We start from the raw sequence: 13,149 nt of genomic DNA on the forward strand, positions 1-13,149 counted from the left end.
GTGCAAAACGAACCCGTCCCCAATCGCACAGCCCTGTCTGGCGACCGATTTTTGCCCTGATGGTCACGAGGGGCGATTTCCTTGAACTCAAGGGCGCGCAACAAGACAGCCGTGTATCGAACTCGAGGCTAAGTGGGCTGCCGCAAGGCCTTTCGCCACAAGATTGGGCCGATCGAGCCACAACAGTTCCCTATCCGCAGTCATCAGGGCCAGCTCTCAGTCCCAAAAAACAAGTAAATGAACCTTCGTGACCACCGCCCCGAAAATTGACGACGAAGGGGTTCCTTCAAACGCGTCTTGGGCGACTTGCGGCGTATTCGGAGTACACGCATCGACGTACGTGAAGAGCCCACAACCAAGCCACGCGCAAAGATCGCGCAGCCCCTCACGAGGGTTGCCGAACCCGCATGCTGGTGGCTCGCGCGATGGGACAAGCCACGCGACGGCTCTAGCAAAGAACACAGACGCAGGCGGGTCACACATGGGGCTCTCGCACGAAAAAGCCCCCGCACCGCGAAGCGATGCGGGGGCTTCTCAGCAGATCAGAGCAGGCACAAGACCTGCGAGGAGTTACTTGAGGGAGACGGCGGCGCCGGCAGCCTCGAGCTTCTCCTTGGCGGCCTCGGCGTCCTCCTTCTTGGCACCCTCGAGGACGGCCTTGGGGGCAGACTCGACGAGGGTCTTGGCCTCCTTGAGGCCGAGAGAGGTGAGCTCGCGGACGACCTTGATGACCTGGATCTTGTTCTCGCCGAAGCCCTCGAGGACGACGTCGAAGTTCGTCTTCTCCTCGGCAGGGGCGGCGCCAGCGGCGGGCGCGGCGGCAACGGCGACGGGGGCGGCGGCGGAGACGCCGAAGACGTCCTCCAGCTCGTGGACGAGCTCAGAGAGCTCGAGGGCGGGCATGGCCTTGAGGGCCTCGACGATCTCTTCCTTGGTGACAGCCATGTGTGTGCTCCTTCTATTGGGGCGCCGCGGCTAACGGCACCCGAAGTGTTCTGTGTAGCCGGCATGGCGCCGGGTCTTGCCTGCCGGCTTACGCCGGCAAGTGGCCAACGGGCTCCCCCGTCGGCCGAGAACGCCGCGACTAGGCGGCGTTCTTCTGGTCGACGACCGCCTCGAGGGCGGTGACCAGACCCTGGGCGGGACCGTTGATGACGCGAACGATACCGCTGAGCGGGTTGGAGATCGTGCCCAGAAGCTTGGCGATGAGCTCCTCGTGGCTGGGCAGGTCGGCGATGGCCTTGACGTCGTCAGCGGAGACGACGCGACCGTCGGTGATGCCGCCACGGAACTCGATCTTCTTGAGCTTCTCGGAGACCTCCTTGATGGCCTTGGCCGCGGGCACGGGATCGTCCTCGTAGAAGACGCACGCGATGGTGCCCTCGAGGAAGTCGTTGATCTCGGGCATCTCGGCCTTCTCCAGGGCGATGCGGACGATGTTGTTCTTGTAGACCTTCATCTCCGCGTTGGCCTCGCGAAGCGAGCGACGCAGAGACTGCGTCTCCTTCACGGTGAGACCGCGATAGTCGATCACGAAGAGGCCCTTGGAGGCCGCGAGAGAGGCGCTGACCTTCTCGAGCATGTCGATCTTGGACTGAGCTGGCATGTGTACACCTCCCCTCGAGCGATTCTGCACGTCTCGCCACACGGCGGGACTTCGCTCGAGGAATGCGAAAGACCCCGCCCGGCACAGGCCAGACGGGATCTTGGAGATTCACTCTAAGAACCACCTCGGCAGGCGGGAAACTCCCCTTAGGCCCTTGCGGGCACCGGCTGTCTCTGGCAGCGGACGTGCTATTTGACGAACGTAATCAGTATGGCGCTTGCCGGGCGGAAGTCAACCGGCAGCGCCGGGCGCAATGAGCTGTACATAAAAGGTCGACAACCTTGGATGCGGGACGGCGCGATAGCCCCGGCGTGTTGCGCCATTGCCGGAACCGGCGATGCAATTGCCAACAAATGCCAAGCCGACAAAAGAACCCCCGACCGGCCTTCGATTGGCCAATCGGGGGGTCGCAAGCAAGCGATGCAGAGAAGCGGTGCTTAGGCCTCGAGCAGGTTGCGGACGATGGAGCTGTCAACCTTGACGCCCGGCCCCATCGTGGAGGCGAGGGCGACAGACTTGATGTACTTGCCCTTGGCGGTGGCCGGCTTCACGCGAATAATCTCGTTGAGGAGGGCGCCATAGTTCTCAACGATCTGCTCGAGCGGGAATGACACGCGGCCCACCGGCACGTGGCAGATGCCGTAGCGGTCGGCGCGGTACTCGACACGACCGGCCTTGAGCTCGTTGACCATCTTGGCGACGTCCATGGTCACCGTGCCGAGCTTGGGGTTCGGCATAAGGCCGCGGGGTCCGAGGATGCGGCCGAGACGACCGACCTTGGCCATCATCGGGGGCGTGGCGATGGCGGCGTCGAAGTCGATGTTGCCAGCCTGGACCTGGGCGACGAGGTCATCGGAGCCCACGATGTCGGCGCCGGCCTCCTGGGCGGCCGTGGCCTGGGCACCCTCGGCGAAGACGGCGACGCGGACGGACTTGCCGGTGCCGTGGGGCAGCGAGATGGAGCCGCGGATGTTCTGGTCGGCCTTGCGGGTGTCGACACCAAGGCGGAACGTGACCTCGACGGTCTCGTCAAAGCCGGCGAAGGCGATATCCTTCACGAGCTGGACGGCATCCTTGGGCGTGTAGAGCTTGCTGGAGTCGACCTTGGCCGCCGCGGCGGTGTACTTCTTTCCGTGCTTAGGCATGTAACTACCTCCTGTGGTCAGCGGGCTTACGCCCTCCCACATCGTGCGTCCCGCCCCATGCGGGACACGCAGAGCCGGACGAGCCGGCGGGATACCAGGTTCGCGTCAGGAAGCGCGGGAACTCTCCCCGACCGAAGGAGTCACACGAGTGTTACTCGGCGACGGTGACGCCCATGGAGCGAGCGGTGCCGGCGATTATCTTCTTGGCGGCCTCGATGTCGTTGGCGTTGAGGTCTGGCATCTTGATCTCGGCGATCTTGGTGAGCTGCTCCTGCGTGAGCTGTCCGACCTTGTCGCGCTGCGGAACGGCAGAGCCGCTCTTGAGCTTGAGCTCCTTCTTGATGAGCTCGGCCGCGGGCGGGGTCTTGAGGATGAACGTGAAGGAGCGATCCTCGTAAACCGAAATCTCGACCGGGATGATGTCGCCCTTCTTGTCAGCGGTCTGGGCGTTGAACGCCTGGCAGAACTGCATGATATTGACCTGGGCGGCACCGAGGGCCGGGCCGATGGGAGGCGCGGGGTTGGCGGCGCCGGCGGGGATCTGAAGCTTAATGAAGTGGGTGACCTTCTTCTCAGCCATAGTAAGTGCCCTTCTTGCTTGGATGCGTGTGCTTGCTATCGGATGCGCGTCTCACAGAAGCATTCCTCACCGAACGAGAGACACGCGGAAGAACCAAAGGGATAATCCCGGACACAACGAAGTTTCACCTCGCGATGCGGCCGAGTAACGTGCTAGGAGATCGTGGCCACCTGATCAAGGGAGAGCTCGACGGGGGTCTCGCGGCCGAAGATCATGAGCGTGACCTTGACCTTGCCGGCCTCGGGCATGATCTCGGAGATCTGGCCGTCAAACTCGGCGAGCGGGCCGGAAACCACGCGCACGGCCTGACCGGGCTCGAGGTCTGTGGTCATGGTGCGGTGAGGAGCCGGTGCCCCCGTCGTGCCGTGCGGCGTGCTGCGGCGCATGATCTTGTTGAACTCGTCGCGGGAGAGTGGAGCAGGCTTGCCGTCCACGCCCACGAAGCCCGTAACGCCCGGCGTATTGCGTACGACGGACCAGGAGTTGTCATCCATCTCCATGCGGACAAGCACATAGCCCGGGAAGACCTTGGCCTCCTTGGTCTCGCGCTTGCCGCCCTCCTTGACCTCGGTGACCTCTTCGGTCGGGATCTTGATGTCGACGACGGCATTCTCGAGGCCATAGGTCTCGATGCGGTGCTCGAGGTCGGTCTTGACCTTGTTCTCGTACCCAGAATAGGTGTGAACAACGTACCAGCGCTTCGCCATGCTAACCCCTCAGTCCCGAGTAGCCAACAAGCAGGCTCACGACGCCCGTGTCTACGAGCCACACGGCGACGCCAAAGACTATGAGCATGGCGATGACGGCCACGGAGTAGTTCTTGAGGTCTGCCTTGGAGGGCCACGTGACGCGCTTCATCTCGGACTTGACGTCGCCAAACCAGGCACGAACCTTGCCGGGCTTCTTGGCCTCGGCCTTCTTGACCTCTACCTTCTTTGCCTCCGCCTTGGCGACGGCCTTGGCCTTCTTCTCGTCGGCGGGAACGGACGCAGCGCGGCGCTCCTCGAGCTCCTTGCGCTCGGCAGCACGCGCCTTGCGGGCGCTCCTCTTCTGACGATTTTTGTTGGCCATGCTCAATCCCTCCGGGCGAGGCAACGTACAATCATAGAAACCGGCCACCCCTTTCGGGGGGCCGGTGTAAGTGACTGGCAGGCCAGGTAGGACTCGAACCCACAACAAACGGTTTTGGAGACCGCCGCTCTACCATTGGAGCTACTGGCCTGTAAGATGAACCCGAGGTTAGCGGGTCTCCTTGTGCACGGTGTGCTTGTGGCACCACGGGCAATACTTCTTGAGCTCCATGCGCTCAGGATTGTTGGACTTGTTCTTGTTCGTGGTGTAGTTGCGGCGCTTGCACTCGGTGCAGGCGAGGGTAACCATCGTACGCATTGCAATCCTCCTGATGAGTCATGGCCAAGACCGTCTCAGCCATGGCGCATTGGTGAACAATACCACCCATGTGCAACTCAAGTCAACAACTGGGATGGCTTTGGGGGCGTTGCGGAGCCTGGCACACAAAGTCCCCATGAAAAAAGCCCGGCACCCTGAGGATGCCGGGCCCAAGCAGGCTTCTAGCAGAAGCTACTCGATGATCGTGGCAACACGGCCATCGCCAACGGTGTGACCACCCTCGCGGATAGCGAAGCGGTCGCCCTCCTCCATGGCGATGCCGTGGATGAGGTCAGCCTCGATGGTCACGTGGTCTCCCGGCATGGCCATCTCGACGCCCTCGGGCAGCTTGATGGAGCCCGTGATGTCGGTGGTGCGGAAGTAGAACTGCGGGCGGTAGTTGGAGAAGAACGGGGTGTGACGGCCGCCCTCCTCCTTGGTCAGGACATAGACCTCAGCGGTGAACTTGGAGTGCGGGGTAACGGTACCCGGCTTGCAGATAACCTGGCCGCGCTCGATGTCCTCGCGCTTGATGCCGCGGAGCAGCAGGCCCACGTTGTCGCCGGACTCGCAGAAGTCCATGGTCTTGCGGAACATCTCGATGCCCGTGACGACGGAGGACTGGGTCGGCTTGATGCCGACAATCTCGACCGGCTCGTTGAGCTTGAGCTCGCCGCGCTCGACACGACCGGTGGCAACGGTGCCGCGGCCGGAAATCGTCATAACGTCCTCGATGGCCATGAGGAACGGCTTCTCGTTGTCACGCTTGGGCGTCGGGATGTACTCGTCGACGGCCTTCATGAGCTCGCGGACGGACTCGACCCACTTGGGATCGTCGTTGAGGGCGCCGAGGGCGGAGCCACGGATGACGGGGATGTCGTCGCCGGGGAAGTCGTACTCGGAGAGAAGGTCGCGGGTCTCCATCTCGACGAGGTCGATGAGCTCGTCATCGTCGACCATGTCGCACTTGTTCAGGAAGACGACGATGTAGGGGACGCCGACCTGACGGGCGAGGAGGATGTGCTCGCGGGTCTGGGCCATCGGGCCGTCAGTGGCGGCGATAACGAGGATGGCGCCATCCATCTGAGCAGCACCGGAGATCATGTTCTTGACGTAGTCAGCGTGGCCCGGGCAGTCAACGTGGGCGTAGTGACGGGCCTCCGTCTCGTACTCAACGTGAGCGACGGAAATGGTAATACCACGCTCGCGCTCCTCGGGAGCCTTGTCGATGTTCTCGAAGGCGGTGTAGTCGGCCTTGCAGCCCGGGGTCTCAGAGAGAACCTTGGTGATAGCGGCCGTCAGCGTGGTCTTGCCGTGGTCGACGTGACCGATGGTTCCGATGTTCACGTGCGGCTTAGTGCGCTCAAACTTCTCCTTGGCCATTGCCATCCTCCTCATGGATGCTAGCTTTAGGCCTTGACGGCCTTTTTGCCTATCTATACGTCCAGCGGCGCCGCCGAGGCGACGCCGCGAGGGCTCTGGTAGCGGTGACTGGATTCGAACCAGTGACGCCGCGGGTATGAACCGCGTGCTCTGACCAACTGAGCTACACCGCCATGCTTGAATGGAGCCCGCGACCGGATTTGAACCGGTGACCTCTTCGTTACCAACGAAGTGCTCTACCTACTGAGCTACACGGGCAGATGGTGGGGATGCTTGGACTCGAACCAAGGAACCCAGAGGGAGCGGATTTACAGTCCGCCGCAGTTGCCGCTGTGCCACATCCCCATACCGTTTTCAAGCCGCTGCTCTGGGCCGTTGCTCACAGCAGCAGAAGGGATAATACGGTACGGACAAGAGCTTGTCAACGTAATCCCCCTAGCCGGGCGTATCCATATCACGGTTTCGCCATATTGGCTGGTAGAGGTAGGCTTTTTTGTGACGTGCGTGCTGGGTCGGGGCATTGTACGGGATTGCGCCGTAAAAATAGTTGCGGATTCGTTTCGGGAATTCTGGGGTGACGGCGACGTGGGGGCGCTGTGGTGGCCCGGGGCGCGTTGGTGCCACTTGGGTAGCGGCGAGAACCTTAATCCCGCCCAGCCCAAGTGACTCAAGCTGATGTTTCGGGTACTATGGCTTGGCGCACGTACCTCGCGCGCTCGCGGCGCCCGTCGTGGCGTACAATCACCGCCGGTGTAGCTCAATGGTAGAGCCCTTGTCTTGTAAACAAGTGGTTGTGGGTTCGATTCCCACCCCCGGCTCCAGACGAAATCGCAGCTCAGGGACACTGTTCTCTGGGCTGCCTTTTTTCGCCTCACTCGGCACGAGCTTTTGCGCCGCATTCAGCACGCACATGCACGCACGTCATGGCGGCATGTGCATTCCGGCCGCATCGTCCGACGCCACATCAGCTCCCCAACCCAGTTGCCGACCAACTCGGATGGTGAGCGTCACGTTGGCGACAAACTCGGACAGCAGGCGTTACGTTCCCGACAAACTCAGATGACAATCCGGTTGCCGCCGCGCCGGACCGGTGGTGGCCACGGCGACGCTCGGCCGGCCGTCGCGGCCAGATGCCTTCCCCACAAGCCTCCTGTCGGACTCCTCTATCAACCTTCCCCACCAACAAAGCGTGCAATTTGGTCACTTGAGCGGCCCGAATCGGGGTCTCAAGTGACCAAATTGCACGCTTTGTTTGCTAACGCGGCGTCGGGCGGAGCGGCTCCTACCCGGCAGGCATTACGTTCCCGACAAACTCAGATGACAATCGCCGTGTTGCCAACCAACTCGGATAAAAAGCGCTGCCGTTTCTTCCGAGTTGGTCGGCAACTGGGAGCGAGGAGCCCGAGGTTGTCGGCAGCCGGAGGGGGCGACGTCTGGGCTGGTCGGCGTCTCGCACGTTGGGGGACGATGGCCTGCATGGAGCGCCGCCTGCGCGCTGCCTGGACAAGCGGAAGGGCGCGGAGTTAGCGGCCGAGGAGCTTGTTGAGCTTGGCGAGAGTCTCGGGGTCGAGACGATCCTCGACGGTGAGACGGCCGCGGGAGCGGTCGGCCACGTCTACCTCGCGCTCCTCGTCGAGAACATCGATCTCGTGGGCGAGCATCGCGCTCGAGATGCGCGTCACCGGGATCCCGCCGACGGTGGCGCGGATGGCGTTGTCGCTCGTGACAACGGTGACCTCGCGCATCTCGTGGCGGCACTCGGTCACGAGCTTCTCGATGACCGTGTCGGCCGTGACGCCCGTGGGCGAGAAGATCATGCGAACTCCGGCCCGCCTGAGCTCGGGGTGGTCGGGATTGACGTTGCCCGCCGCGTCGAAGACGACGACGGGGTCGTAGCGCCCTTGCGCAAAGGCGGCGACGTCGGAGACCAGCAGCTCGCGGGCCCTGTCGAACGGGTCGTGGTCGCGCGACCCCCGGGCAGGCTCGTCGATGAGGGCCTCGTAGCGGGGCGTTCCGAAGATGACGTTGTAGCCGTCGACCACGAGCAGCTCGTGGTGGGAGCGCTTAGCCACGGAGGTCGCCGTCCAAGAAGTCGAAGTCGGAGGTGTCAGGTGGGTCGGCAGAGCCCGAGAGGTCCAAGGCAGCGGCGGCAGGTGAGTCGCCCGGCACGCCCGAGACGCCCGTGGCGTCGTCCCCGTCCGTCTCGCATCGGCGCAGCCACTCGTAGGCGATGGCGGTCGTGGCCTGCGCCACGTTGAGCGACTCGACGCGCCCGCGCTGCGGCAGGCGGAACTCGAAGTCGCAGTGCTCGCGCACGAGGCGCGAGATGCCCGAGCCCTCCGAGCCCATGACAAGCGCGACGCGGCCCGCGAGCGGGGCGTCCCAGATGACGTCGTGGGCGTGCTCGGTGGCGGCGCCGGCCCAAAATCCGTGCTCCTTGAGCTCGTCCAAGGCGTTCGCGAGGTTGGAGACCTGCGCGATGGGCAGGTGCATCACGGCGCCGGCGCTCGTCTTGTAGGCGCCCACGCCCACGCGGGCGGCTCGGGCACGGGCCACGACGACGCCCGCCGCGCCCACGACCTCGGCCGTGCGCACGATGGCGCCGAAGTTTCCCTCGTCGGTGACGTGGTCGAGCACGATGACGAGGGCTGGCCCCTCCCCCGCGCGCTCGAGGATGTCGTGGACCTCGGCGTAGCGATAGGGACGCACGCGCAGCATCACGCCCTGGTGGGCGCCGTGGCTCGAGAGTGAGTCGAGGACGGGCTTGGCCACGCGCTCGACCTCGATGCCGGACGCCTCGAGGCGCGCGGCAAGCTGGGAGAGCGCCGGGTCGCCCTGGCCGCCGTCCTTCTGCACGAGCGCCCGCGTGATGGGAAGCCCCAGCTCGAGGGCCTCGTCTGTGGCGCGGCGCCCCTCGATGAGGTCCCCGCGCGAGGAGGAGGCAGGACGCGAGCCGGAGCGCGCGCCGACCGCACCGCCGTAGCCGCCGTAGCCGCCGGTGCCACGCGAGCCGTCACGTCCACGCGCCACGGCGCCACCCTGCTTGCCCTGGAAGCCGCCACGGCCTCCACGGGCGTCGCCACCGCGACCGCCACGGCCATCGGAGCTGCGTCCGCCACGGGCGTCCCCGTAGCCGCCGCGACCCCCGCGACCTGCGTCTCCACGCTGGCCCTTGGCCCCGCGGCCCCTCTCGGGACGGCCCTGGCCATAGCGGCCGGACGCGCCACCCTGCTCGGAGCGACCCGCTCCCCGGCGCGCCACCCTAGGCCTCCTTGCTGGCAGGCTTGATGCGCGTGCCGGCCGCGGTGTCCTCAACCACGAGACCCAGCGCCGCGATGCCGTCGCGGATGGCGTCGGCGACGGCCCAGTTCTTGGCGGCGCGCGCCTCGGCACGGGCGGCCACGAGCGCGTCGGCGGCCTCCTCTGGGTCGTCACCCGCGTAGCCCGCCTCCTTGGCGGCGAGGTCCACCAGCTCGTGCGGCAACGCGGTCTCGGCCGGGCGCACCGACTCGACGCCCAGCACGCCCAGAAGCTCCGCGAGCGCGTCGGACGCGCGCAGCGCCACGGCGGTGGAGGTGTCCTCGCCCGCGTCGGCGAGGTAGGTGTTTGCGGCTGTGACCAGGCCGAAGATGGCGGCCAGGGCGCCGGCGGTGTTAAAGTCGTCGTCCATCTGGCGCGTGAACTCGGCCGTGGCCTTGTCGACCTCAGCGCCCAGTGCGCGGTCGGCGTCGTTGAGCTCGCCGTCCTGCGGAGCGCTCTCGGCGGCCCAGCGCAGGTTGGCCACCGTGCCGCGGATGCGCTCGAGCGTGCCCACCGCGCCGTCGAGGCGGTCGAACGAGAAGTCGAGCGGCGAGCGGTAGTGGGTCTGCAGCATGAGCAGGCGCACCGCGTCGGCCGGGTACTTGTCGAGCACCTCCTTGAGCGTGAAGAAGTTGCCGAGGCTCTTGCTCATCTTCTCGCCGTTGATGAGCAGCATGCCCGTGTGCATCCACACGTTGGCGAGCGGCTCGTGCCAGCAGCAGCAGGCCTGGGCGTACTCGTTCTCGTGGTGCGGGAACTGCAGGTCCTGGCCGCCGCCGTGGATGTCGATGGGCGTGCCCAGGTAGCGGTGCACCATGGCCGAGCACTCGGTGTGCCAGCCCGGGCGACCCTTGCCCCAGGGGCTGTCCCACATGGGCTCGCCGGGCTTGGCCGCCTTCCAGAGGGCGAAGTCGAGCGGGTCTCGCTTCTCGTCGTTGGCCTCGATGCGCGCGCCCACCTTGAGCTCGTCGACGTTGCGGCCGGACACGCAACCGTAGCCGGGGTCGGAGCGCACGGAGAAGTAGACGTCGCCGTTGCCGGGCGCATAGGCGTGGCCCTGCTCGATGAGGCCCTGAATCATCTCGATCATCGCGGGGATCTCGCGCGTGGCACGCGGGCGAATGTCGGGGTCGAGCACGTTCAGGCGACGCATCTGCTCGATGAAGGCGTCGGAGAACTCCGCGGCCACCTCCTCCGGCGTGCGGCCCTGCTCGTTGGCGCGGTTGATGATCTTGTCGTCCACGTCGGTGAGGTTCTGGGCGAAGGTGACCTGGTAGCCCTTGTAGGTGAGGTAGCGGCGGATGACGTCGAAGGCCAAAAACGTGCGGCCGTTGCCCACGTGAATCTGGTCGTAGACGGTGGGCCCGCACACGTACATGCGGATCTTGCCCGGCTCGATGGGCTTGAGTTCCTGCTTCTTGTGCGTCTGGCTGTTGTAGACGAGCATGGCTACTCCTTCTCGTGAGTTGCCTGGGAGGCGTCGGCGGTGGGGCTGGGCTGCTGCTCGAGGGGCGGATAGGCCTCGGGCCGGGCGGGGCGTCCCGCGAGGGCCGTGGGCTGGTCGGCGGGCATGCCCTTCCGGCCATCGTTTACCCGCATGAGCATCCGCTCGAGCTCGGCGACGCGCTTCTCGAGGCGCTCGACGGTTGCCTGGAGGTCGTCGACCGTGTTATCGAGCGGGTCGGGCAGGAACTCGCGGTGCTCCACGTCCTCGCGCTCGCGAATGACCTTGTCGATTGTAGCGGGGCTGTCGTTGTGGATGACGGTGAGCCGCTCGCCCGCCGCGGAGCGCACGCGCACGCCGCCGCGGGTGACCACGTGGCCGGGAACGCCCACGACCGTGCAGTCGGCCGGGACGTCGCGCACCACAACGGCGCCGCCGCCCACCTTGACGTTATTGCCGAGGGTCACGTTGCCGAGCACCGACGCGCCCACGCCCACCACCACGTTGTCACCGAGGGTGGGGTGGCGCTTGCCGCTCTGCTTGCCGGTACCACCGAGGGTGACGCCCTGGTAGAGCTGGCAGTCATCGCCGATGATGGTGGTCTCGCCCACGACGATGCCCATGCCGTGGTCGATCACGAAGCGCCGACCGATGGTGGCGCCGGGGTGGATCTCGACGCCGAAGCGATGGCGGCTCCACGTGGAGAGCGTACGCGCGATGAGCGGGTGTCCGTGCGTCCACCACCAGTGCTGGCGGCGATAGGCCCAGATGGCGCGCATGCCGGGCGAGTTGAGCAGGATGGAGATGGTTGAGGTCGCTGCAGGGTCGTGCTCGCGGAAGGCCCGTATGTCCTCGCGAATGCGATCAAACATGTGTGTCCTTACTGGCTGGGGCGCCGTGGCCTCGGGGCCTGCGACGCATGTGGGCTGCGACAGCATAGCGCGTGCGGGTGGTCCGGGAAAGGCGGCCCCGGCGCGGCCGGGCCTCGCGGCAGGCGGCCCCACGGGGCCCCGCGGCTGACCGGCAGGCCTCGCGCGCGGGCGATTGCGCAAGGAGGCGCAGCTAGCGGCCGTCGTCGAGAAGCGCCACGGCCCAGGCGGCCATGCCCTCCTCGCGCCCCACGAACCCGAGGCGCTCGGTGGTCGTGGCCTTGACGCCCACGCTCTCCACGCCCACGCCCAATGCGCGCGCGAGGTTGGCGCGCATCTCGTCGCGGTGCGGGGCCAGCTTGGGGGCCTGGGCCGCGATGGTACAGTCGCAGTCGACGAGGCGGTAGCCCCGCTCGCGGGCAAGCCGCATGACCTCGGAGAGGAGCCTCAGGGAGTCGGCGCCCTCGAAGGCCGGGTCGGTGTCGGGGAAGAGCTTGCCGAGGTCTCCCAGGCGCGTAGCTCCCAGAATCGCGTCGGCGACGGCGTGGGTCGCCACGTCCGCATCGGAGTGGCCGAGAAGCCCCAGCGTGTGAGGTATGTCCACGCCGCACAGGATGAGCTTGCGCCCCTCCACGAGGCGGTGCACGTCATAGCCGTGGCCGATGCGCATCATGAGCGGACCCCTCCCCAGGCGCGACGCCGGCCGTCCGCGCGCTCGGCGAGGCGGCCAGACAGGATAGCCTCGACGGGGCGGCGGTCCTCCGGCACGGTGACCTTGATGTTGTCGCTTGGGCTCTCGACGCAGGCCACGCGGCCGCCCATGCGCTCCACGAGCGAGGAGTCGTCGGTACCCACGAAACCGTCGGCGGCAGCGGCCTCGTGCGCCGCGAGCACCACGTCGAGGCGGAACACCTGCGGCGTCTGCACGGCCCAGTAGCACGAGCGGTCCGGCGTGGTGCAGACGATGCCGTCCTTGACCACCTTGAGCGTGTCGACCGAGGGATGGGCGCAGATGGCGCCGGCAAGCGAGCCGTCGGCGCGCACGCGGGCGATGACTGCCTCGATCGTGTCGACCGAGATGAGTGGGCGCGCACCGTCGTGGATGGCAACGAGCGGCAGGCCCGCCGGCACGGCGCGAAGGCCGGCCAGGCACGACTCCTGGCGCGTGGCGCCACCGGGCACGAAGCTCACGGAAACGGCAGGGGCGAGGCGGCGCACGGCGGCGCGGGTCTCGTCCACGCGGCCCTCGGGACAGACCACCACGACGTGGCCCACCGAGGGTGCCTCGTCGAAGGCCTGGATGGACCAGTCGAGCACGGGCAGGCCGCAGACCTCGACGTACTGCTTGCCCCTGGGGTCGCCGAAGCGCAGGCCCAGGCCGCCCGCGGCGATGATGGCGCAGGCGTCGGGCGCGGACATGGGAACGACCATGC

The 13,149-nt window shown here is 66.2% G+C and carries 14 protein-coding genes and 5 tRNA genes; 1 reads left to right on the plus strand and 18 read right to left on the minus strand.

The window, feature by feature from the left end:
- Positions 1-570 precede the first annotated feature (570 nt).
- The 12 genes from rplL to EFAMC1_RS03620 all read right to left on the minus strand — a co-directional run bounded on the left by rplL (position 571) and on the right by EFAMC1_RS03620 (position 6,448).
- Complete coding sequence (gene rplL, locus EFAMC1_RS03565) at positions 571-945, minus strand: 50S ribosomal protein L7/L12 (RefSeq protein ID WP_154052959.1); 375 nt, start codon at positions 943-945, stop codon at positions 571-573.
- A gap of 139 nt (positions 946-1,084) precedes the next feature.
- Positions 1,085-1,606, minus strand: coding sequence for a 50S ribosomal protein L10 (gene rplJ, locus EFAMC1_RS03570; RefSeq protein WP_154052960.1), 522 nt, complete (start codon positions 1,604-1,606; stop codon positions 1,085-1,087).
- Between the two features lie 437 nt (positions 1,607-2,043).
- Positions 2,044-2,751, minus strand: a complete 708-nt coding sequence (gene rplA, locus EFAMC1_RS03575; protein WP_154052961.1) for a 50S ribosomal protein L1 — start codon at positions 2,749-2,751, stop codon at positions 2,044-2,046.
- Between the two features lie 151 nt (positions 2,752-2,902).
- Positions 2,903-3,331 carry a 50S ribosomal protein L11 gene (rplK, locus tag EFAMC1_RS03580; RefSeq protein ID WP_154052962.1) on the minus strand — a complete coding sequence of 143 codons (429 nt, stop codon included), beginning with the start codon at positions 3,329-3,331 and terminating at the stop codon, positions 2,903-2,905.
- Positions 3,332-3,483: 152 nt separating this feature from the next.
- Entirely contained in the window at positions 3,484-4,038 is a 555-nt protein-coding gene (gene nusG, locus EFAMC1_RS03585) for a transcription termination/antitermination protein NusG (RefSeq protein WP_154052963.1), read from the minus strand.
- 1 nt (position 4,039) lies between these two features.
- Positions 4,040-4,402, minus strand: a complete 363-nt coding sequence (gene secE / locus EFAMC1_RS03590) for a preprotein translocase subunit SecE (RefSeq protein ID WP_154052964.1) — start codon at positions 4,400-4,402, stop codon at positions 4,040-4,042.
- 75 nt (positions 4,403-4,477) lie between these two features.
- Positions 4,478-4,553, minus strand: a tRNA-Trp gene (locus EFAMC1_RS03595).
- Between the two features lie 17 nt (positions 4,554-4,570).
- Positions 4,571-4,720, minus strand: a complete 150-nt coding sequence (gene rpmG / locus EFAMC1_RS03600; protein WP_154052965.1) for a 50S ribosomal protein L33 — start codon at positions 4,718-4,720, stop codon at positions 4,571-4,573.
- A gap of 192 nt (positions 4,721-4,912) precedes the next feature.
- The gene (gene tuf / locus EFAMC1_RS03605) at positions 4,913-6,103 is read right to left on the minus strand and encodes an elongation factor Tu (protein WP_154052966.1); all 1,191 of its coding nucleotides are present in this window, start codon (positions 6,101-6,103) and stop codon (positions 4,913-4,915) included.
- Positions 6,104-6,199: 96 nt separating this feature from the next.
- Positions 6,200-6,276 (minus strand) — tRNA-Met (locus tag EFAMC1_RS03610).
- 9 nt (positions 6,277-6,285) lie between these two features.
- Positions 6,286-6,361: transfer RNA gene (locus EFAMC1_RS03615), tRNA-Thr, on the minus strand.
- 3 nt (positions 6,362-6,364) lie between these two features.
- Positions 6,365-6,448 (minus strand) — tRNA-Tyr (locus tag EFAMC1_RS03620).
- Between the two features lie 401 nt (positions 6,449-6,849).
- On the opposite strand from EFAMC1_RS03620, the gene EFAMC1_RS03625 reads away from it, so the two are divergent.
- Positions 6,850-6,924 (plus strand) — tRNA-Thr (locus tag EFAMC1_RS03625).
- Positions 6,925-7,626: 702 nt separating this feature from the next.
- Here EFAMC1_RS03625 and EFAMC1_RS03630 read toward each other — a convergent pair.
- From EFAMC1_RS03630 to ispD, 6 genes are all read right to left on the minus strand, one after another.
- Positions 7,627-8,175 carry an NYN domain-containing protein gene (locus EFAMC1_RS03630; RefSeq protein ID WP_154052967.1) on the minus strand — a complete coding sequence of 183 codons (549 nt, stop codon included), beginning with the start codon at positions 8,173-8,175 and terminating at the stop codon, positions 7,627-7,629.
- Positions 8,168-9,364, minus strand: coding sequence for a 23S rRNA (guanosine(2251)-2'-O)-methyltransferase RlmB (rlmB, locus tag EFAMC1_RS03635; protein ID WP_154052968.1), 1,197 nt, complete (start codon positions 9,362-9,364; stop codon positions 8,168-8,170). Before rlmB ends, EFAMC1_RS03630 begins: the two co-directional genes overlap by 8 nt.
- A gap of 1 nt (position 9,365) precedes the next feature.
- A complete protein-coding gene (gene cysS / locus EFAMC1_RS03640) occupies positions 9,366-10,850 on the minus strand; it encodes a cysteine--tRNA ligase (RefSeq protein ID WP_154052969.1) in 1,485 nt (494 codons plus the stop codon).
- Positions 10,851-10,852: 2 nt separating this feature from the next.
- The gene (gene cysE, locus EFAMC1_RS03645; RefSeq protein ID WP_154052970.1) at positions 10,853-11,719 is read right to left on the minus strand and encodes a serine O-acetyltransferase; all 867 of its coding nucleotides are present in this window, start codon (positions 11,717-11,719) and stop codon (positions 10,853-10,855) included.
- A 190-nt stretch (positions 11,720-11,909) separates the two neighbouring features.
- The gene (gene ispF, locus EFAMC1_RS03650) at positions 11,910-12,389 is read right to left on the minus strand and encodes a 2-C-methyl-D-erythritol 2,4-cyclodiphosphate synthase (RefSeq protein WP_154052971.1); all 480 of its coding nucleotides are present in this window, start codon (positions 12,387-12,389) and stop codon (positions 11,910-11,912) included.
- Entirely contained in the window at positions 12,386-13,147 is a 762-nt protein-coding gene (gene ispD, locus EFAMC1_RS03655; RefSeq protein ID WP_261981751.1) for a 2-C-methyl-D-erythritol 4-phosphate cytidylyltransferase, read from the minus strand. The genes ispF and ispD overlap by 4 nt, the downstream gene beginning before the upstream one ends.
- Positions 13,148-13,149 lie beyond the last annotated feature (2 nt).

Source organism: Olsenella uli, from assembly GCF_901212675.1.
In the GTDB taxonomy this organism is placed as follows: Bacteria; Actinomycetota; Coriobacteriia; order Coriobacteriales; family Atopobiaceae; genus Parolsenella; species Parolsenella uli_B.